18 protein-coding genes are annotated in these 17,337 nt (G+C 69.0%); 9 read left to right on the top strand and 9 right to left on the bottom strand.

The genetic code is table 11. The features are described from left to right. Window positions 1–148 precede the first annotated feature (148 nt). The gene (locus ACFZCD_RS11460) at window positions 149–1,021 is read left to right on the top strand and encodes a helix-turn-helix domain-containing protein (RefSeq protein WP_391829585.1); all 873 of its coding nucleotides are present in this window, start codon (window positions 149–151) and stop codon (window positions 1,019–1,021) included. A gap of 553 nt (window positions 1,022–1,574) precedes the next feature. Here the strand turns inward: ACFZCD_RS11460 and ACFZCD_RS11455 are convergent. Continuing rightward, the gene (locus ACFZCD_RS11455) at window positions 1,575–2,105 is read right to left on the bottom strand and encodes a DUF6790 family protein (protein WP_391829584.1); all 531 of its coding nucleotides are present in this window, start codon (window positions 2,103–2,105) and stop codon (window positions 1,575–1,577) included. 57 nt (window positions 2,106–2,162) lie between these two features. Between ACFZCD_RS11455 and ACFZCD_RS11450 the strand changes: the two genes are divergently transcribed. Continuing rightward, on the top strand, window positions 2,163–2,579 hold the full coding sequence (locus tag ACFZCD_RS11450; protein WP_391829583.1) for a MarR family winged helix-turn-helix transcriptional regulator: 417 nt from the start codon (window positions 2,163–2,165) through the stop codon (window positions 2,577–2,579). Window positions 2,580–3,469: 890 nt separating this feature from the next. Next, the gene (gene yidC, locus ACFZCD_RS11445; RefSeq protein WP_391829582.1) at window positions 3,470–4,234 is read left to right on the top strand and encodes a membrane protein insertase YidC; all 765 of its coding nucleotides are present in this window, start codon (window positions 3,470–3,472) and stop codon (window positions 4,232–4,234) included. A gap of 657 nt (window positions 4,235–4,891) precedes the next feature. On the opposite strand, the gene ACFZCD_RS11440 is transcribed toward yidC, so the two are convergent. Then, a complete protein-coding gene (locus ACFZCD_RS11440; protein WP_391829581.1) occupies window positions 4,892–5,155 on the bottom strand; it encodes a hypothetical protein in 264 nt (87 codons plus the stop codon). A gap of 104 nt (window positions 5,156–5,259) precedes the next feature. Here ACFZCD_RS11440 and ACFZCD_RS11435 point away from each other — a divergent pair, with 104 nt between their 5' ends. Beyond that, window positions 5,260–5,697 (top strand): SMI1/KNR4 family protein, encoded by a 438-nt coding sequence (locus ACFZCD_RS11435; protein ID WP_391829580.1) that lies wholly within the window; start codon window positions 5,260–5,262, stop codon window positions 5,695–5,697. A gap of 223 nt (window positions 5,698–5,920) precedes the next feature. On the opposite strand, the gene ACFZCD_RS11430 is transcribed toward ACFZCD_RS11435, so the two are convergent. The 5 genes from ACFZCD_RS11430 to ACFZCD_RS11410 form a co-directional block, all read right to left on the bottom strand. Continuing rightward, a complete protein-coding gene (locus ACFZCD_RS11430; RefSeq protein WP_391829579.1) occupies window positions 5,921–6,484 on the bottom strand; it encodes a dihydrofolate reductase family protein in 564 nt (187 codons plus the stop codon). Window positions 6,485–7,101: 617 nt separating this feature from the next. Next, window positions 7,102–7,461: a hypothetical protein gene (locus ACFZCD_RS11425; RefSeq protein ID WP_391829578.1), complete on the bottom strand. Its 360-nt coding sequence runs from the start codon at window positions 7,459–7,461 to the stop codon at window positions 7,102–7,104. Between the two features lie 360 nt (window positions 7,462–7,821). Continuing rightward, window positions 7,822–7,980 carry a hypothetical protein gene (locus ACFZCD_RS11420; RefSeq protein ID WP_391829577.1) on the bottom strand — a complete coding sequence of 53 codons (159 nt, stop codon included), beginning with the start codon at window positions 7,978–7,980 and terminating at the stop codon, window positions 7,822–7,824. Window positions 7,981–8,071: 91 nt separating this feature from the next. Beyond that, complete coding sequence (locus ACFZCD_RS11415) at window positions 8,072–8,716, bottom strand: NADPH-dependent F420 reductase (protein WP_391829576.1); 645 nt, start codon at window positions 8,714–8,716, stop codon at window positions 8,072–8,074. Between the two features lie 53 nt (window positions 8,717–8,769). Continuing rightward, window positions 8,770–9,579, bottom strand: coding sequence for an inositol monophosphatase family protein (locus tag ACFZCD_RS11410; protein ID WP_391829575.1), 810 nt, complete (start codon window positions 9,577–9,579; stop codon window positions 8,770–8,772). 125 nt (window positions 9,580–9,704) lie between these two features. On the opposite strand from ACFZCD_RS11410, the gene ACFZCD_RS11405 reads away from it, so the two are divergent. From ACFZCD_RS11405 to ACFZCD_RS11390, 4 genes are all read left to right on the top strand, one after another. Then, entirely contained in the window at window positions 9,705–10,616 is a 912-nt protein-coding gene (locus ACFZCD_RS11405) for a LysR family transcriptional regulator (RefSeq protein WP_391829574.1), read from the top strand. 259 nt (window positions 10,617–10,875) lie between these two features. Then, window positions 10,876–11,409 (top strand): hypothetical protein, encoded by a 534-nt coding sequence (locus tag ACFZCD_RS11400; protein ID WP_391829573.1) that lies wholly within the window; start codon window positions 10,876–10,878, stop codon window positions 11,407–11,409. Window positions 11,410–11,636: 227 nt separating this feature from the next. Beyond that, on the top strand, window positions 11,637–12,107 hold the full coding sequence (locus ACFZCD_RS11395; protein ID WP_391829572.1) for a hypothetical protein: 471 nt from the start codon (window positions 11,637–11,639) through the stop codon (window positions 12,105–12,107). Further along, window positions 12,104–15,019 (top strand): BTAD domain-containing putative transcriptional regulator, encoded by a 2,916-nt coding sequence (locus ACFZCD_RS11390; RefSeq protein WP_391829571.1) that lies wholly within the window; start codon window positions 12,104–12,106, stop codon window positions 15,017–15,019. The genes ACFZCD_RS11395 and ACFZCD_RS11390 overlap by 4 nt, the downstream gene beginning before the upstream one ends. A gap of 3 nt (window positions 15,020–15,022) precedes the next feature. Here ACFZCD_RS11390 and ACFZCD_RS11385 read toward each other — a convergent pair whose 3' ends face one another. Both ACFZCD_RS11385 and ACFZCD_RS11380 read right to left on the bottom strand, forming a co-directional pair. After that, on the bottom strand, window positions 15,023–15,508 hold the full coding sequence (locus ACFZCD_RS11385) for a hypothetical protein (protein ID WP_391829570.1): 486 nt from the start codon (window positions 15,506–15,508) through the stop codon (window positions 15,023–15,025). Between the two features lie 160 nt (window positions 15,509–15,668). Then, window positions 15,669–15,953 (bottom strand): ribosomal protein L7/L12, encoded by a 285-nt coding sequence (locus tag ACFZCD_RS11380; protein WP_391829569.1) that lies wholly within the window; start codon window positions 15,951–15,953, stop codon window positions 15,669–15,671. Window positions 15,954–16,329: 376 nt separating this feature from the next. Between ACFZCD_RS11380 and ACFZCD_RS11375 the strand changes: the two genes are divergently transcribed. Continuing rightward, a complete protein-coding gene (locus ACFZCD_RS11375) occupies window positions 16,330–17,319 on the top strand; it encodes a phospholipase (RefSeq protein ID WP_391829568.1) in 990 nt (329 codons plus the stop codon). Window positions 17,320–17,337 lie beyond the last annotated feature (18 nt).

The raw sequence follows: 17,337 nt of genomic DNA, 5'->3' as shown, positions 1-17,337 counted from the left end.
GGTCTCGACGCGTTCCACTTCAGCACCGGAATCGGCTGCTGATCGGCTTCCGGGGGGTCTGCTTCGTCCCGGGGACAGCCGGACCGGGGGACTGCCGGTCCCCCTTTCGCAAGCCGTCGGGGCGATCTTGGGCCCTATCGTGAACGGCATGGACCGCAACACAGCTCTCGGTGAGTTCCTCCGCTCTCGGCGGGCACGGATCACCCCGCGCCAGGCAGGCCTGTCCGACGACGGCGGCGCTCGGCGAGTGCCGGGACTGCGGCGCGAAGAGGTCGCGCAGCTGGCGGGCGTGAGCGTCGACTACTACGTGCGCCTGGAGCGCGGACGCCGGCTGAACGTCTCCGAGACCGTGCTGGACGCCATCGCCCGCGCGCTACGCCTCGATCCCGTCGAACGCACCCATCTGTTCCAGCTCGCCAGGCCCGCCGCGGACAGGCCCCGCCGTACGGTGACACGTCCGCAGCCGGTCCGCCCGGGGCTGCGCGACCTGCTCCGGATCCTCGAGCACACCCCTGCCCTCGTGCTGGGGCGGCGACTGGACGTACTTGCGTCCAACCGGATGGCACGCGCACTGCTCACCGACTTCGACGCGCTGCCGCACCGCGAGCGGAACCTGGTGCGGTTCATGTTCTGCGACGAGACCGCTCGCTCGCTGTATACCCACTGGGACACCCACGCCCAGGACATCGTCGCCTCGCTCCGGCGCGATGCCGGACGTCATCCCCACGATCCCCTGCTGGCCGAACTCGTCGGCGAACTCTCGGTCACGGATGAGGACTTCCGCCGCTGGTGGGCCGGCCAGAACGTCTACCGGCACACGCACGGCAGCAAACACTTCCACCACCCGATCGCCGGCCCGCTCACCCTCAATTACGAGTCCCTCACCCTGCCCGCCGACCCGGACCAGCGGCTGAGTGTCTACACCGCCGAGGCAGGCTCCAGCTCCGAAGAGGCACTTCGGCTACTGGCCTCGTGGATACGACAGCCCGAGACCTCGCACGGCCAGCACGCAGATCATTAGACGCCCGCCGGTCTGCGGGGAGCGGTTGGCCATAGTGGTTGCGGCCCGTGAGCCGGAGCCGGAATGGGTGTTATGGAACACCGGCAGACCTTGCACCTCACCGCCGGTGTCCCGAAACCCTCGCCGAGAGGGAAGGACAGGGATCGAGAGCAAGCAGCAGGAGCGCCCGGGGCCAGCGCGTGCCCGGTCGGCGGGTGAGGGCCGGAGCACGGCGCGCGGAGCACGCGCGGCCGAGAGGTCCGTTACGAGGACATCCGGCGGAGCGTCACCCTGATGGGCCGCCGCTCGCCGAGACGTAGCTACACGGTCGCCGTCCCTGGCAACGCGGACGGTGGTGAGACGATGGATGCTACCCGCGTTCTACGCAGAGAGCAGTACGAGGCGCCCGGCGACCCGGTCTGCTGCGGGCAGGGTGTCGTCGTGTCAGAAGGCGGCGGGCGACGGCCGGTGCGTGTCCTGGTCGTGCGGGCCGACGGATCCGGACCAGCGGATCGCCGGGGGGGATTGAGCTTGAGCATGGTGAAACCAGCTCAGCAGATTGTGTCGGTTGTCCTCAGACGTTGGCTGCGGTGGCGGGCCGCTCGGCCGTGGACAGCCGTCGTGAGCGACGAGCAAGGATGATCACCACGGCGGGGAAGAGCACGTCGCAGACCAGGACCCCACCGCCATTGCCCGGAGCGTGGTTGCCGTTGGCAAACCACTGGTACACGTGGCCGATCACCGCGCCCCAGAGGAACATGCCGGCGCCGAGGCCGACGGTGATGCGCTCACGGGGTGTGGCCGAGGATGAGGCGGCGCGGAAGCCCATGACGGCGAGTCCGAGGTTGGCGAAGGCGATCTCGAATTCGAATGGGCTTCGGTTGAAGCCGATCGTGTCGGCCATCCCGTCCGGGATGGTGATGAACGCGATCGTCAGCCACAGGCTCCCGCAGCCGAGCGCGGCGACGGCCCACCACCGCTGCCAGGTTTCCAGTGCCGCTCGGTGGGAGGGGCTGTGCCGGGTGCGGATCAGCGCGCCGATAACCGCCACCAGCACCCAGATCAGAGGAAGAGCGGACTGCGCGACGTACGAGACTTCACTCATAACCACGAGTCTTGCATGGTTAATATTAACGCCGCAAGACTTTGCTACGCTTGTCCCATGGACGACGGACTCGCTGACTTGCTGCATCGCGTGGTGTTCCTGCTCGGGGAGGCCGCGCGACAGCGCGGGGACGGCCTCGCTGGTCTGAGCTACAGCCAGATGCGATTGCTGGGGACGCTGGAGGACCTGCAGCCGGTGACTCAGCACCGTCTGGCGCAGGCGCTGTCAGTCTCCGACCCGGCGATCAGCCGGGCACTGCGCCCGCTGGAGGCAGCCGGGCTCGTGCAGGTCCGCCCCGATCCCGAACACGGACGGCGGCGGCTGGTCCGTATCACCGACGCCGGCCGCGAAGCCTTTCACGAGAGCGGGAAACCGCTCTACGACGAGCTGCGCAACGCCCTGCTCGAGGCCGGCTTCCCCTACGAGCGGTACCTGTCCGACACGCTCCAGCTGGTGCAGATCCTGGAGAAGTGAAGCGGCGGGCGAATGCGAAGCGAGTCTTCCCGACCCGTCGCAATGCGCCAGCCGATCGAAGTGTCCCGCCCCAGCGCCGGCCCGCCAGGCCGCGGCTACCGCGGCCACCGGGGACCGCAACGCAGCACAGGAAGGTCAAAATCACGCCATTGCCGCCATTGTCCTGGACGGCGAGGGGGGCGAACCAGGCCTGATCGGCGCGCGAAGATTACGCCTTCACCACGGCATGAGGCGTGGCAAGAGGCCCAGTTCTCGATCACGGCCTAGGCGGCCATCGTGCAGGTTGTTGGCCATGTCCGTCAGGGCGGTCCAAGCGGTGGCGCCGAAGGCGGCGTTCGTCACCTTCTGACGCGGGGGCGCTTCCTGGAGACACTTTGAACGTGGTCGACTGCCGGCCGCCGGACAGAATGACGAACTCTTATCTGTCTCACCCGGCCACCAGCAGCTAGCGTCGAGACAACAGGCCAAACCTGACTGCCCCGATGAGGCACTCAGCATCCAGCACGAGGCAGAAAGGCAGACAGTGGGCTCGTTGCTTGCCGAGCGCGGTGCCGCGACCCTGCATCTGCTGCTGCTCCTTACTCTGCTGGCCGAACTGCTCCTGCTGGCAATCCCGGCACTGGCATGCGCCGACTCCTGCAGTGCCCTCATGCGCTCCCTGCAGGGAGTGCTGGGCGCTCTGAACTTGCGCATTCCCGCACCGCCTCGCAGGAGGCCCCTCCCCCACCCGGGCTTCGTCCTGGCCCTGCCCCTGCGCCAGCAAGACCCCACAGCGGGCGGCCGCCCTCTTCCTCGCGCACCCGGCCGCTGAAGGCAGCAAACCCCTGGCATCCCCACACCACCGGGATGCCGGCTCCTGTCCTTCAGCGAACCGCTTGCGAGGAACCGTCATGCTCGATTCCATGACGGGCGTCTGCTACACGCTCGTCCACCATCTCTCCACCTGGCTCACGCCCGCCTTCGGACAGGCCGCGACAGCCGCAGCCGTCGTACTGGCAACCGTCCTCATCCACATCGTCCTGCACCCCCTCGCCCGCAGGGAAATCAAGGGCGAACGCACGCGCGCACAAATTCTTCCCCACATCCAGCAACTCGCCGCCCAGCACCGCGGAAACCCCCGTGCCTTCCGCGCAGCCGTCACCCGGCTACGGAAGGAGAAGAACATCTCCCCGTATGCCGGCCTGGGCCCGGCCCTCCTGCAGTTCCCCATCCTCGTCGTGCTGCTCAACCTCTTCATGGCAAGCACGATCTCCGGCCACCCCAACGAACTCCTGCACGAACAACTAGCAGGCACCCCTATGGGCGCCTACTGGATTGGCGCACTCTCCACCGGATACACCAGCCGGCAAACGTTCGTCTTCACCGCCCTGACCCTGCTGACCATCCTGGCCTGCTGGCTCGCCAGCATCGACGCCAAAAAACGTGCCAGCTCCTCCCCCAACCCGCTTCCCATACACACAGCACGCCTGCTGCGCCTGACGCCGTTCATCCCCGCCCTTTTCCTGGTGGTCACTCCCCTGGCCGCCAGCCTGTACACGCTCGTATCCACCATCTGGGTGACCGGAGAACGCTGGCTTCTGCGCCGCCGATACGCCCCTGCGCAGGCCGAACAGCCAGCCCCGGCACACACGGCCGAAATGCGACGCTCAGGCTGACCTCCTACAGGCGCGGGCGGGAGAAGGGACAGCAACCAGGGCCAGGCATCCGTCCGGCTTGGGACGGCGGAGCAGCGTCCGGAGACGGTGATGCCGACCGTGTGCGCCGGCTGATGCGGCGGGGTACGGGGCTGCGACGGGCGGTGACCGGATGCCGTCTCGGCGCCCCGGTGCTTCCCGGCCGGGTCTTCACCAACCCGGAGGGCTTCAACGTCCGCCGTCGTATCCGGAGCGTCGGCGCAACTGAGATTTTGACCTAGCAGGATTCGCCAAGGAGGCACACAGCACGAGCTGCGTATTCGTCTGGAGCGGCGGGTGTCCCGTGCAGCCGTGTCGTCGCCGCGCCAACGAGCCAAAACACTGCTGACCTGCTCGCGCGGCACAGAAAAGTGCTCGTCCCATCGGGACTTATAGCCGTGCGGGTAGCCGAGCAGGTTACCCAGCACACTGTTGACCGGGTCTTCGTCGCTCTCAGGATCCAGCGGGGATGGCCAGGCGGCTGCAAAACCGGCAATTTCACTACGGGTGAAGCCCATGAGGGTCTGGAACTCCCAGTCCTCAAAGAAGGGGCCGTTCACCGCGGCATCCACGCACTCCCTGATGATCCGCAGATCATCATCAGACATCCGCTCAACAGCGCTCATACTACGCATGCTCTCATGGCGTTCTGACGCCAAAGCACCCCCATCCCACCACGCATAGCAGCAGGTCAGCGGGCTTGCGTGCGTACGCCTGCTCCAGGGCGGCCGAATGATGGCTCTGGGTGCTGCAGAAGCGGCTGGGCCGGAGGCAGATATCGGCTCGCAACGGCTTCCTACGGCTGCGGCGCTGCAGGTCGTCGACCGAAGAACCGATGCCCAGCGGGCCGTTGCCGCGATGAAGGACCTGTCCCCGACCGTTTGCGAACAGCGCCATAGCCATTGAGCTGTCTCCTCCGCAACCTTCGGGGCGGCGACCTGCTGCTCGTGAGGAACGGAAGGCGGGGTACGAGAGCCGGCCTTCTCCCTGGGTCTCGGCTTTTGCTCATGTGGCGAGAAGTAGCAGGTCAGAAGTTTTCCGGGGTCGAATTTCATGGGCCTGTCAGTGCGGCCGGGCCGGCCGCTGCCGAGCAGCAGCTGGGGTGCCGTTTGCCGGCAGAGCTCGTGAGCCTGCTCCAGGAAACCGACGGCATCGTGGGACACGACGGTGTGGACACCGTCTGGCCGTTGGAGCGGATCGTCGAGGACAACCTTCACTTCTGGTCGGACGGCTCTCTCGCCGACTTGTACATGCCTTTCGAGGCACTCATCTTCTTCGGCGACAACGGCGGCGGCGACCAGTTCGCCTTCGTCCGCACCCCGCCCCGATCCGACATCTTCGTATGGCAGCACGAAGACGACAGCCGCCGATGGGTAGCCCGGGATCTGCAGGACTATCTGGAGCGTGCGCTCGCCGATGATGGCGGAGACGATTGGTACCAGTAACCAGCCGCCCGCGGCCAAGACGAGCCGCCCAGGTTTAGCGGCCTCTCAGTACCGCTTCGTGAGGGGGCCTGCCGGATGGCCTGATGAAGCGCTCAGGTGCGGTGAAGGCGGTGCTTGACAGCCCCTGTACGACAAGGAATTCGGGATCCTGGCCTACGGTAGCGGCTCGCCAAGGGAAGTCGGCCTTCCCCTACAAGTCGAAGGGCCGGAGAGCCGCCCGCCGTCAGCGCGCCACGCGGTAGCGGAGGCAGACGACTTTCGAGCCGAAGGTGCGGGTCTCAAGGAGTTCGAGATCCACCCGGCGCTCGCGTTGGGGAAAGAACGGGATACCGCCGCCGACCAGTACCGGGTAGACCCTGGCCCGGTACTCGTCGATCAGACCCATCGCGGCCGCCTCGGTCGCGAGAGTCGCGCCGCCGATCGCGATGTCGCCCTCCCCCGGCTCGGCTCGCAACCGCTCGATCTCCTCCGCCAGGCCGCCGGAGACCAGGCGGGCATTGCCCTGCACCGACGACAGCGTGGTCGAGAACACCACCTTCGGGAGTGCCTTCCAGAGCGCGGCCCACTCGAGCATGGAGTCGTCGAGCGACGGGTCCTGGTCGGCGGTCTCCCAGTACAGCATCGTCTCGTACAGCCGTCGCCCCAGAAGGTGGACGCCGACGTCTCTGATCTCGTCGGTGACGAAGCGAAACACTTCCTCGTCGGGCGCCGTCCAGTTGAAGTCGCCTTCCGGCCCGACGATGTAGCCGTCAAGTGAGATGCCCATCGAATAGGTCACGCTGCGCATGACAAATCCTCCTCGGTACAGGGTTCGACAGTACGACCGCCGGACGCCGCAGGAGGTGCGACACCAACGGACACTGCCTCCCAGTCGTGGCGCGCCGAGAGGCGATCGGAACACTGTCCGCTCATGCGTGCGGGCGATTCAGGACAGCAGCGCGTCGATAGCTCCAGCCCCCTGGCTAGGCGTTGAGGTCGCCGCCCTGCTGGGGCGTTGAGGGATGAACAGGGTGACGCCTGCTGCGCGCAGCGTCTCGACGCTGCCGGGCGTGGCCGGATCCCGGCCCTGGGCGTCGTTCCAGTGCAACAGTGCGACAGCGCAACGATCGGCAGGCCGAGGCCGGTGCCTTCGGTGCGGTGGATGCGCCATGCGGGCGGGGCCATGCGGTGATCAGGTACAGGGTTCGGGTCGTGGCCACCGGGGGCCGGTCCACAGCGACGGGTCAGCGCCCGCAACCGTCCCTCGGCGGAGCCCACGCCGAGCAGGTTCAGGTCCTCGACGAGTTGCTTCGTACGGGGTCGGCAGCCGACTCGGAACGGGCGGCGCGCACGTCCGCAAGTCCATCACCGTCGCCATCGAGGCGGCCTGGATGCCCGGACGGCGCACGCGGCGCCGTGCCGCGGTCACACCCCGATGAGTATGAAGAACGGGACCGTCAGCAGCGCAATGTGCAGGCAGGCCACGCCGAAGCGGAGGGCGGCGGCGCGCCGGGGAAGGAGTACGGCGACCACTCCCGTGGCACCGGCCAGCCACATCACACGCCAGGACAGGTGAATGGCCTCCATCAAGGGCTTCGTGCACCCCTGATAGGCGCAGTGGTCGTGGGAGACCTGCTTGGTGAGATCGGCCAGCCCCAGCAGCACGAGAGCGGGCAAGAACAGGATCAACCCGGTGATGGCCAGTCTTCCGCCCAGCACGGCGTAGGCCGGCTGTGCGTCGTACTGGCGAGTCGTGACGTCGCAGGAAGCAGGGGTGGTGTCCATGGTGACCATCTCACTTCGTGCGGCTGATCTGCCGTATCCGTCCGTGTACTCATGATCGGCTGCCTGCCGTACTCAGGAAACCAGGACAGTGCTCTTGCTCCCGGCCTCGTCGCGGTGGCACGGCCGGCCTGGCGCCCGTTGGCGACCGGCTCCTCAGCCCCTCAGATTGAGGAGGTCCCTGAGGTGTGCGCGCCCTGGATCAGCAGTCCACGCTGTACCGCCCGCCGCCGAGGTGCAGTCCGGGATCGTCGGCGGCCGTGAGTGCGAGGGACATTGCCAGCTCGTACTGGGGCCCTGGCCTACCTGGCCACGACGGTTGGCATAAACCCGCCGCACCGATGCACACATTTTCGGGTCTGGTCAGGTGGGGGCGAGGCGGGTGGTGCAGGCCGCCAAGGCCGCCAGCGTCTCAGCGGCCGCGAGGTCCCGGATGGCTTCGGCCTTCTCCTCCACCGTCACCGTCGCCGGCGTCGCGGTCGACTCGCCCGCGGCCGGGACGTTCTGGAGACCATCGCCCACGAGCGCAACCACCGTCCGTGCAAGTCCACGGCTACGCACTCCAGTGAAGGCCTACTGTCAGGCCGGGGCACCTGCCCTTGGCGGGGCGGGGTCAGCGGGCGAGGGAGACGGCGAAGGGGGTGAAGCCGTGGCGGCGCAGGATATGGGGGACGACGAGGATCATGGCCTCTGTCGCGCGGGCGGTGGTGATGCCGCCGAGGTCTTCGATCCGGTCGGTCTCCCAGCCCAGGTCGCCGAGCAGGCTGGTGACGGTCTTCTTGGCCTGCTCGTCGTTTCCGGAGAGGTAGGCCGTGGGCGGGGTGGTCAGTGCCTCGGGGGCGGTCATGACCATGAACAGCATGGTGTTGAGGGTCTTGACGACGTGGGTGTCGGGCAGAGCGGTCTGGAGCTGTTCGGCGAGGCTGCTGCCCGAGTAGCACAGGTCGCCGGGCAGTCCGTCGTCGGCGTCGTGGGTGGCGTTGGAGACATCGATGATGATCTTGCCGGCGAGTTCGGCCCGCAGGGCGGTGAGCCGGCTCAGCGAGCTGTCACCGGGGGTGGCGTTGATCACGATGTCCGCGGTGCGGGCGGTGGTGGAGTGATCGGCATAGCGGATGGCGGTGCCGTCCGCGGGCGGGGTACCAGTCTCGTCGCCGTTCTCACGGCGGCCGAGGGTGACGTGGTGTCCCGCCGCGGCGAGGGCGCGGGCGAGGTTGGTGCCGACGCGGCCGGCGCCGAGGATACCGATGTCGGTCATAAGGGGTGCTCCTTGCGGTCTGGGGGAGGGTCAGGATCGTTCGGGCGGGGCGGTCAGATCGAGGACAGGACGTCGAGCGCGGCGGTGTGGATGCGGGGGGCGGCGGCCAGGAAATCGCGGCTGGCCGTGTTCCAGGGCTTGCCGTCCAGGTCGGTGACGGTGCCTCCGGCCTCGGTGACCAGCAGGGCGCCGGCGACGAGGCCGGAGCGGACATCGGAGAACTGCCAGAAGGCGTCGATGCGTCCGGCGGCGACATGGATGAGCTGCAGCGTGGCCGGGACGGACACGCGCACGACAAGACCGGCGGTGAGCATGGCGGTGACCGATGCGCCGATGCGGCGGAAGGTGTCGGTGCTCTCGCCGGGCCGGGCCTGGCCGGTACCGATCAGTGCAGCACCCAGGTCATTCTTGGCCGACACGGTCAGGGTACGGCCGTTGAGGTGGGCACCACCGCCGGCGGTGGCGGTGTAGGTATCGCCGGTGAGCGGGAGGTGAACGACCGTGAGGACCGGCTGGTTGTCACGCACCAGGGTGGCGGTGACGGCCCAGTCCGGCATGCCGTGCACGTGGTTGATATTGCCCTCGGCCGGGTCGGCGACCCACCACTCGCCCGGCGGAAGCGCCCCGCCGGCCAGCTCGTCCTCCGCCCACTGCGACCCCGGCCTCGCCCGCAGCAGCGGCTCACGCATCACGGCGAGGACCGCGTCGTCATTCGCGTGGATCTCGCCGACGACCTCTTCCAGGCTCACGCCCCGGGCATGCGTCGTGTAGCGCTCCCGCAGGGTGACTCCGCCGTCCTCCACCACAGCGGTCACCGCGGACAGGAGCGTGGCGTCGAGGCCGAAAGGCATGGCTGTGGTCATGGTGCACTCCCTGGATTCGGCAGAAGCGGGGCGACTGTGGGTGCTTCCCCCGGCCCCGCACCTCAAAGCTAGGAGCCGCAATCGTTATCAACAAGTGCATGGTTAACACTCGTACAGTTACTGACATGCAACTGGATTTGAATCTGCTCACCGCTCTGGACGCCCTGCTGGAAGAGGGCAGCGTGGCCGGGGCCGCAGCCCGCCTCCATGTCACCGCACCGGCGATGAGCCGCTCCCTGGGCCGTATCCGCAAAGCCACCGGCGACCAGATCCTGGTCCGCACCGGACGCCACATGACTCCCACCACCCGTGCCCTGGCCATGCGCACCCAGGTCCACACCCTGGTGCAGCAGGCCCACCAGCTGCTGTCCGCTCAGACGGAACTCGATCTAACAACGCTGGAACGGGTGTTCACCGTCCGCTGGCACGACGCTCTCACCACCGCCTGCGGGACCGCCCTGATCGCCGCAGTGCACCGCCAGGCTCCCGGGGTGCAACTGCGTCTGACCGCCGAGCCCGGCGACGACACCCCCGAGCTGCGCCGCGGCGAGGTCGACCTCGCCTCCAGTGCCGGCCCGGCATCCCTGCCCGACATCCGCCACCGCCTCATAGGCCGCGACCGGCTCGTCCTCGCCGTCCGCCCGGGCCACTCCCTCACCGAACAGCCCGTGACCGCCGAGAGGTACGCCGCGGCCGATCACCTCACCGTCTCCCGACGCGGACGTCTCCACAACCGGATCGACGACGCCCTGACCGCACTCGGCCACGAGCGCCGCGTGATCGCCTCCGCCCCCACCACGGCCACCGCGCTGCAACTCGCCAGTGACACCGACCTCGTGGTCACTCTCCCCGACGCGGCCACCCGCTCCGCCCGCCACCAGCTCGGCCTGACCACTCTGCCGCTGCCACTCGACCTGCCCGAAGTACCCCTCTACCTGTTCTGGCACCAGCGCTACGACAACGACCCCGCCCACGCCTGGCTTCGCGAAACAGCCACCCGAACCCTCCGGGCCCTGTTCACTCCCCCCGGCCAGTAGCGGCCTGGCAGGTCACACGCCCAGCGGAGTCGGGCGCCCCTCGCGTCCTGACCGCCACCCGCCCCGGCGGACGAGGCGATCGGGCGAGGGCGCCGCGGAAGGCCTCGGCAGCGAGCGTGGATGAAGGAACTGCGGGTCTTCAACCGGTCTCGCCGCACCAGGCCGTTCGGAGAGCCCGAGGCTGGAAGCGGCCATGTGGCGGCGCCCGGAAGTGGGCCCGGCTATCGCTTGTGCAGGTCTATCGGCCATACTGCCCGCCGTGGAAAACCGCCCAGGCCAGAACAGCCCGCTCGTGCACGCCGCCGGAATCGATCCGGCGTTCGTCCCCGGTCTCACCCCGCCACGCCCTGCCGAGGCCGGGGAGCCGGCGACGGGGCCGGTGGACGTCGTACCGGATGCCGTCGCTGCTTCAGAACCGAGCACGGAAACGGAGGTGGAAGCGGAGACGGAAGCGGAAGCGGAGACCGCTGTCGCTGCTGAGGAACCGCGACCGGTGGTCGACGGGCCGGTCTTCGAGGCATCCGATCCGCGCAGCTCGATCACCGTCGACAGCACCGGCGTCACGTTCCGGCTGGACGACGAGACGGCCGAGTTCGACTGGCCGGAGATCGGCGCGGTGGAGACGGACACCCCGCGGTTCGCCCGCCGGCTCACCGTCAGGGTCTACACCACCAACCGGCGCAGTTACGACGTCCATATCCAGGCCTCCAGCCGGAAACTGCTCAAGCAGTGGGTAACGGAGCTGGACACCGTACTCGACAGCTACTTCGAAGACACCGACGCCGCCGGCTGATCAGCAGATCCGATCAGACAGTGCCGCGCAGGACAACCATGGGGGCGGGGACAGGGCCTGGCGCCGCCCACTCCCCCGCCCCTGCCCCGCCCGTCCCGTGAAGGCAGGAGCCACGTCAGCATCACCGATGTAAGGGTCGTTTAGCCCTCATCAATCGAACGTGTATCGGCTGCCGCGAGAGTCGTGAGGTGTTCTCGTCCACTCACCCCACGACCGAAGGACCAGCCATGCGCCGCAGACTCTCCCGCCGTCTCGCCGCCGTCGCCGCGACCACGATGGTCGCCGCCGCCGGTGTGATGGCGACCGCCGGGACGGCCTCAGCGGACCGGAACGACGCCCAGGGCGTCATCTGGAACAACGAGACCCTCACCAAGGGATCGGACCTCAGGAACGGCAACGCCCAGCTCACCTTGCAGGACGACGGCAACCTCGTCGTCTACACCACCGGCGACAACTGGGCGCACCGGACGCCGGTCTGGCACACCGACACGGCGCGTTGCGGTGACCGCGCCGTGATGCAGTCCGACGGCAACTTCGTGGTGTACGGCCGGGACAACCGCGTGTGCTGGAACAGCCACACCGCCCAGAACGAGCTGGGTACGAACTACCCGGTGATGAAGCTCGGCCTGTTTCCCGACGGCACGCTGAGGGTCTTCAGCGAGGCCCCGTACATCATTCAGGTCTGGTCGAGTCGGTGACGCCGGAGCTCCGGTTCTCCCTCCTGGGCCCGGTGCGGGGCTGGAGCGGTGGCGCCGAGCTGGCCCTGGGCAGACCGCAGCAGCGGGAAGTGTTCGCGGTCCTGCTCGCCGCCGCCGGACGGACGGTGGCGATGCCGCTGCTCGTCGAGGGGGTGTGGGACGAGGGTGACCGTCCTGCCAGACCGGAGCATGCGATTCGTACTCATGTCTGGCGGCTGCGCCGGGCCCTCGGCGGAAGCGGCGCGTCGGCGCTGGAGACGGTCGGCGACGGCTATGCGCTGCGGGTCGCCGGAAGCGCCGTGGACGCCTGGGCGTTCGAGGGTGCCGTGGCCGGGGCCGAGGAGGTGCGGTCCGCCGAGGGGGCGGGCCGCGCCCGCGAGGTCATCGAGGAGGCCCTCGCGCTGTGGGCCGCCGAGCCGCTGGCGGGTCTGCACGGGCCGGCGGCCAGGGCGTTGCGCACCCGGCTGTGCGCAGTCCGGCAGGCGTTGCTGGAGACCCGTCTGGAGCTCGACGCCGAGCTCGGGGACCGGCCCGGGCTGGCCGCGGAGGCCGGTGCCCTGGTGGTGGAGTACCCCGGGAGCGAGCGGTTGCGCGGGGTGCAGATGCTGGCGCTGTACCGGTCGGGCCGCCAGGCCGAGGCGCTGGGGGTCTTCGAGGACACCAGGCGGTTCCTGGGAACGGTACGGCCGGGAGAGGCATTACGGGAGCTGCAACGGCGGATCCTGTGCTCGGATCCGTCTCTCAGGCTTCCCGGACCGGCCCACGGCATCCGGGCTGCGGGGCCGCGTCCGGCCTCGCTGCCGCGCGACATCGACGACTTCACCGGGCGCCGGGAGCAGGTCGGGACGCTCACCGGAATGCTGGACCTGGACGGTGACGCGGTCGCCGTCGTGGTCTCGGCGGTCAACGGCATGGCCGGCGTCGGCAAGACCACGCTCGCGGTGCACACTGCGCGCGGGCTCCGCAACCGGTACCCGGACGGCCAGCTGTACGCGGACCTGCGCGGCGCCGACCGGGAGCCGGCCGACCCTCGGTCCGTGCTCGGCACGTTCCTGCGGGAGCTGGGGACCGCCGCGAGCGATGTCCCGGACGGTATGGCCGAACGCGTCGCGCTGTTCCGCTCGTCGCTGGCGGAACGGCGGGTGCTCCTGCTGCTCGACAATGCGGCGTCGGGCGAGCAGGTGCGCCCGCTGATCCCGGGCGCGCCGGGCTGCGCCGTGCTGGTGACCAGCCGGGCCTGGTTGTCCGGGCTGGAGGGCGCGCGGCACATGCGGCTCGGCGTCATGCTGCCCGGGGAAGCGCTGGCGCTGCTGCGGCGGATCATCGGTGCCCGCCGCGTCGACGCCGAGCCGCGGGCGGCGGCGGAGCTGTCGGAGGCCTGCGGGGCGCTGCCCCTGGCGCTGCGGATCGCCGCGTCCCGGCTGGCCGCGGAGCCCGGCCGGCCCCTGGCGGACATGGTCCGTCTGCTCAGGGACGAACGGACGCGCCTGGAGGAGCTGCGCAGCGGGGACACGGCGGTGGAGGCCGTGTTCGACCTGTCGTACTCCAAGCTCACCGGCGAGCGGTCGCGGGCCTTCAGGCTGCTGGCGGTCCTGGACGTGCCGGACTTCGGGCCGTCGTGCGCGGCGGCGCTGCTGGGCCGGGACGCGTGCTGCCCGGAGGACACCTCGGACACCGAAGAACTGCTCGAGTCGCTCGTCGACCTGAGTCTCCTGGAGTCCCGCCGGCCGGGCCGGTACCACTTCCACGACCTGGTCCGTGCGTTTGCGCGTGCCAGGAGTGCCCGCGAGGACAGCGCCAGGGCGACGACCCGGGCCTTCGCGGGGCTCTTGGACTTCTGTGTGGCCACCGCTCGCAACGCCGATGCGGTGGCGCACTCGGTGGAGCCGTCCGAGCGTTCCCTCATCGACGTACCGACGGCATCGGCGGGCCTGGTGTTCGGCACCGCCCAGGACGCCACCGACTGGATGCGGGAGGAACTTCCTGTGCAGCGCGCGCTGGTCGACCGTGCCTGCGACGACGAGGGCCTGTCGCTGACGCAGGCGGCCGACCTCATGGACAAGCTGAACACCGTACTGCCGGGGATCGCCCATGTGTCCGCCGTGGCCGAACGGGCCGAGCGGGTCGCCTGTGCGGCCGCCCGCCGCGGCCGCCCGGACGTGGAGGCCCTGGCCCGGTACGTACGGGGCAACGCCTTGTGGCACGCGAATTCCTACGCCGAGGCCGAGCGCGACCTCGTCCGTGCGCTGGAGCTGTGCGCCGGGGGTTCCGCGCGGCTGCGGGCGTCGGCGCACCTGACGTTGTGCGCGAACGCCCGCGTCCACGGCCGCTTCGACGAGGCGGTCGGCCACGGCGAGGCCTCGGTGCGGCTCTTCCGCAAGCTCGGTGCGGAGATCGCGGAAGGCACCGCTCTGGGTGAGCTGGCCTTCAACTACGCCCGCCAGGGCAGGCTTACCGAGGCCCGGGCCGCGGCCGAGCGGGGTGCGCTGCTCGTCGGCGGCCGGGAGTCGGTGTCGAAGGCCATCGGGCTGTACTACCTGGCCCGGGTCCTGCGCCTGTGCGGGGAGGGGAACGCCGCGCTGGACCGGGCTCGGGAGGCACTGGTCCTCTTCCGCGCCCTCGGCGTGACCGCCTTCGAGGCGGCCACGGGCACCCTGATGGCCGAAGTCCACGCGGAAGCGGAGCACTACGCCCTCGCGGCGGGAACAGCCGAGGAGTTCCTGCCGCTGGCCCGGCGGACCAGCGGCATGCTCGAGGGCGCGCTGCTCAGGGCGCTCGGGCGCAGCCTGTGCCGTCAGGGACAGGACGCAAGGGCGAAAGCCTGCCTGGAGACCGCTCTCGCCCTCTTCGACCGGCGCGGCGCCATGGCCGACGCCGAGCAGACCCGAAGGCTGCTGACAGCCCTCGCGTGAGGGTCAGTTCTTGTACTCGCCCCACAGGACCAGGGCGTTGTCGCCGCCACCGCCCTCGATGACGTTACGGAAGGCGCTGTCCGTGCCGTTCGTGTCGTAGCCGTTGCTGCCGGCATAGGGGTTGTTCCAGTGGAAGCGGATGGTCCGGTCGTTCCTCCAGCCCTCCTCGCAGTTGGACGTCCGGTAGGTGACGGAACCCTCGGTCCCGGTCATGAACCCGTTGCTCTCCGACTGCCAGTAGTCGTCCCCCTTGTTGTACACAGTGGCATTCGGCTCCTGCCCCTGGGTCCAGATGCCGTGGTCGAGGCCGTAGCTCTGCCGGTTCAGCTGGCAGCCGGTCCCGTTGTGGAACTTGACGTGGGTGCTGCGGGCTGCGAAGGCGGCGGAGGGGGTGGAAGGGGCGGCCGAAGCGGTACCGGTGGCGAGGGCGCCGAGCCCGATCGCGGCCACGGTGGCCGCCGCCATCAGACGGGGAGTGATGCGACGCATGAGGAACCTCTTTCGTTTGCGGTTCCGCGGGTTCTTTCCCGCGATGCCGGAAACTGTGGGGCACCCCGTTCAACAACCCATTGACGAAGCTCGTTTATCCATCCGCCGACGGCGGCCGATACGACCGACGGCTCTCTCCGGCGCAGCCCCGGGTGCTCTGTCAGGGACGTGCGGCCAGCTTCTCGACGGCGGCTTTGGCCTCCGCCAGGCCGTCGCCGGTGAGTTCGCGATAGGCCTTGATCGCCTGGATCTTCTGCCCGTCGCGTGCGAGGCCGGCAATGCGGGCCAGCTCCGGCGTGTCCTCGTGGATGCCCAACTGCTCAAGGATCAGGTCGATCTTGTGCTCGAGTCGCGCGACCTTGCGGCTGACCCTCTGGATGCGGCTCTCGATGCTCCAGGCCAGGAACCCCACGAGCGGGAAGAGGAAAATCAGTGCTATGTCCATGGGCGCAGCCTAGGCTGCGCCCATCACGAGGCGGCCCGGCGGGCAATGCCCTGACACCCGATGGCGGGCCGGCGCGTTTCGTTCCCGCGTCCCATTCCCGCATTCCAGTCCCGCGTTCCAGTCCCGCGTTCCAGGCGGCTCACGTCTCTCCTGGTCATCGTCCGTTTTCCTGTTCCAGCGTCCCGGACTCCTGCGATTTCCTTGCGGCTGGGGCAGTCCACCCCGCAATCTCGGAGCGTCCAGGCGCCGCACCCACCGAGCCGGTGGGCGGGCAGAGTGGCGGCGCTGGGCAGCTGTCTGTTTTAAGGGCACCAAAGGGCACCGAAGTACCCAAAGGACACCGATTTAAGGACACCGACATAAAGGAGTACCTTTCTTGATCACTCATCTTCGGCATGGGGCCGGCCCGAGGTCGGTACTGGCGCTGCTGGCGGCACTGTGCGGGATCGCCGGTGCCACCGTGTCCGGGACGACTCCGGCGTCGGCAGCCGATCAGCGTCACGCGATCTACGCGATCGCGCACCGGGTCGACACCCTGGACGGCGTGGACGCCGCGCTCAAGCACGGCGCCAACGGCATCGAGATCGACGTCTGCGCCTGGTGGAATCCGAACGAATGGCGCGCTTATCACGACTGTTCTTCGGCCGGTGACAACCGGCGGGGCCCCAGCTTCGACAGCATGATCGACCGCATTGTCTCCAACGCCAAAGCAGGGCGCCGGCTGAGCCTGGTCTGGCTGGACATCAAGGACCCGAACTACTGCGGAGAAGCCCCGAACCGTGCGTGCAGCGTCGCCGGGCTGCGCGACAAGGCGCAGCGGCTGACGGCTGCCGGGATCCAGGTGCTCTACGGCTTCTACGAGTACCACGGTGGTAACACCCCGGACGTCGGCGGCAGGGGCTGGAAGAGCCTTGAGGGCAAGCTCGGCAAGCTTGAGGGCATTACGACGACCGGGACCCGCGATCAGGTGGTGGGCGCCTTCAACCGGTCCGGTTCCGGGTTCCCGGCCGGTCGCCGGGTGATGGACTACGGCGACACCGATATCTCCAAGGGGTTCGGCAACTGCACGGAAGCCGGCCGCAGCACGTGCGCCGAACTGAAGAAGGGTGCCGCGGACCGTGCCGCCGGCCGGCTCGCGGCCACGCTGTCCTGGACGGCCACCTACAACGACCCGTGGTACGTCGACAAACTGCTGGGTGACGCGCGTGTGGACGGCATCATCGCCGGTTACGGCGCCTTCACCGGAGTCCGCGAATACGACGACAGCTGGCAGTGCGCCAACTCCATCAAGCTCATTCGCGACTGGGTGGGCCGCCACGGCTCCACGCATCGCATGGCCAACAGCGGTGACCGTCTGTTCAAGTAGCGGACAGCCGTCCTCGGG

The organism is Streptomyces sp. NPDC008001, assembly GCF_042958085.1.
GTDB lineage: Bacteria > Actinomycetota > Actinomycetes > Streptomycetales > Streptomycetaceae > Streptomyces.
The sequence above is the reverse complement of the archived record's forward strand: the minus strand, read 5'-3'. Positions and strand labels throughout refer to the sequence as shown.

Excerpts from the sequence above, each read along its gene's own strand:
- ACFZCD_RS11460 (WP_391829585.1), top strand. The coding sequence starts at position 149 with ATGGACCGCAACACAGCTCTCGGTGAGTTCCTCCGCTCTCGGCGGGCA.
- ACFZCD_RS11455 (WP_391829584.1), bottom strand. The coding sequence starts at position 2,105 with ATGAGTGAAGTCTCGTACGTCGCGCAGTCCGCTCTTCCTCTGATCTGG.
- ACFZCD_RS11450 (WP_391829583.1), top strand. The coding sequence starts at position 2,163 with ATGGACGACGGACTCGCTGACTTGCTGCATCGCGTGGTGTTCCTGCTC.
- yidC (WP_391829582.1), top strand. The coding sequence starts at position 3,470 with ATGCTCGATTCCATGACGGGCGTCTGCTACACGCTCGTCCACCATCTC.
- ACFZCD_RS11440 (WP_391829581.1), bottom strand. The coding sequence starts at position 5,155 with ATGGCTATGGCGCTGTTCGCAAACGGTCGGGGACAGGTCCTTCATCGC.
- ACFZCD_RS11435 (WP_391829580.1), top strand. The coding sequence starts at position 5,260 with ATGTGGCGAGAAGTAGCAGGTCAGAAGTTTTCCGGGGTCGAATTTCAT.
- ACFZCD_RS11430 (WP_391829579.1), bottom strand. The coding sequence starts at position 6,484 with ATGCGCAGCGTGACCTATTCGATGGGCATCTCACTTGACGGCTACATC.
- ACFZCD_RS11425 (WP_391829578.1), bottom strand. The coding sequence starts at position 7,461 with ATGGACACCACCCCTGCTTCCTGCGACGTCACGACTCGCCAGTACGAC.
- ACFZCD_RS11415 (WP_391829576.1), bottom strand. The coding sequence starts at position 8,716 with ATGACCGACATCGGTATCCTCGGCGCCGGCCGCGTCGGCACCAACCTC.
- ACFZCD_RS11410 (WP_391829575.1), bottom strand. The coding sequence starts at position 9,579 with ATGACCACAGCCATGCCTTTCGGCCTCGACGCCACGCTCCTGTCCGCG.
- ACFZCD_RS11405 (WP_391829574.1), top strand. The coding sequence starts at position 9,705 with ATGCAACTGGATTTGAATCTGCTCACCGCTCTGGACGCCCTGCTGGAA.
- ACFZCD_RS11395 (WP_391829572.1), top strand. The coding sequence starts at position 11,637 with ATGCGCCGCAGACTCTCCCGCCGTCTCGCCGCCGTCGCCGCGACCACG.
- ACFZCD_RS11385 (WP_391829570.1), bottom strand. The coding sequence starts at position 15,508 with ATGCGTCGCATCACTCCCCGTCTGATGGCGGCGGCCACCGTGGCCGCG.
- ACFZCD_RS11380 (WP_391829569.1), bottom strand. The coding sequence starts at position 15,953 with ATGGACATAGCACTGATTTTCCTCTTCCCGCTCGTGGGGTTCCTGGCC.